This is a genomic window from Streptococcus humanilactis, assembly GCF_019448275.1.
GTDB lineage: Bacteria > Bacillota > Bacilli > Lactobacillales > Streptococcaceae > Streptococcus > Streptococcus humanilactis.
This window is the reverse complement of sequence record NZ_JAHXBZ010000014.1, coordinates 1-1534: the sequence shown is the minus strand read 5'-3', so window position 1 is coordinate 1534 and position 1534 is coordinate 1. Positions and strand designations below refer to the sequence as shown.

Genomic DNA, 1534 nt, shown 5'->3' with positions numbered 1-1534 from the left:
TGCTAACTTCTCAAAGTAACTTCCACTCACCTGACCAAAGTGGAAATTAGTCTAAAACGGATTTTTATGGTGGAATTAAGTGTGAGACGTTTGAGTTAGAAATGAGGTCTACTATGACAAAACATAAACACCTTACCCTTTCAGACCGTAATGATATCCAATTAGGCTTAGAGCGAGGTGAAACCTTCAAAGCTATCGGACAATCCATTCTAAAAGACCCGACCACTGTTTCCAAAGAAGTCAAACGAAACAGACAAGTCCGAGAGTCTACATGCGATAAGCTTCCTTGCCCTCTACTCAACAAAGCTACCTTTGTCTGTAATGGATGCCCTAAAAGAAGACAAAATTGTGGATTTAAAAAAATCTTCTACCTCGCTAAACAAGCTCAAAAGCAGTACGAACAAACTCTTGTCGAAGCTCGTGAAGGAACTCCCCTCAATTCCAAGACCTTCTGGGACATGGATAAAATCATTTCTGATGGTGTTAAAAAGGGACAACACATCTATCATATCCTCAAAACTCACAACCTTGATGTCAGCTCCTCAACTGTCTATCGACACATCCGAAAAGGATACCTATCTATCGCTCCTATTGACCTAGCCAGAGCCGTTAAATTTAAAGAAAGAAGAAAAAATAAGCTACCCTCCATCCCTAAAGAAGCCAAAAAAGGCCGTTCCTACGAGGATTTCCTAAATTATTTGGCTCTTAAGCAACTGAATTCTTGGCTGGAAATGGACACCGTTATGGGCAGGATGGGAGGTAAAGTCCTACTCACCTTCAATCTCTCTTTCTGTAACTTTATCTTCGCTAGACTACTGGATAATAAAACCGCCCTTGAGGTTACCAAACATCTCTATGATATCAAGAACACTCTTCACCAAGCGGATAAAGATTTCTTTCAACTCTTTCCTGTCATCCTGACTGATAATGGTGGAGAGTTTGCCAGGGTCGATGACATCGAAATGGATGTTCGAGGAGAGAGTAAACTCTTCTTTTGTGATCCTAATCGCTCTGACCAGAAAGGGAGAATTGAGAAAAATCACACGCTGATTCGTGACATTCTACCTAAGGGAACTTCCTTTGACAACTTAACTCAAGAAGACATCAATCTCATTTGTTCTCATGTCAACAGTGTCAAACGTGCTGCTTTGAATGGAAAGTCAGCCTATGAACTCTTTGCCTTTACCTATGGAGAAGAGACTCCTAAGCTTCTTGGCATTTCTAAAATACCTGCAGAAGATGTCTGTCAGTCGTCTAAATTACTCCAACATAAGTTCTAAAAACTAACCTTTAACCGCATTCAAACGTCTCATACTAACTTCCACCATAGCGGAACTTAATCTGAAACGCTTTCAGATGAGGGGATTTTGTGCGCTTCTTTTTTTCGATTCATTTTGGCTACAGAAGCGATGAAATCAAGCATGATTAAAACCAGTGGAACTTACCCTGACACGGATTTCCACTGGTTTTTAGAATTTTTATCAGACTAACTTCCACTTGGATTAGCGGTGGAACTTAGTTTGGGAATTTACCT

At 40.4% G+C, this 1534-nt stretch carries 1 protein-coding gene; it reads left to right on the top strand.

Features of this window, described 5'->3' with window-relative positions; all coding sequences use genetic code 11:
- Nucleotides 1-113: 113 nt before the first annotated feature.
- Nucleotides 114-1280, top strand: coding sequence for an IS30 family transposase (locus KV696_RS09590; protein WP_219967534.1), 1167 nt, complete (start codon nucleotides 114-116; stop codon nucleotides 1278-1280).
- Nucleotides 1281-1534: the final 254 nt, after the last annotated feature.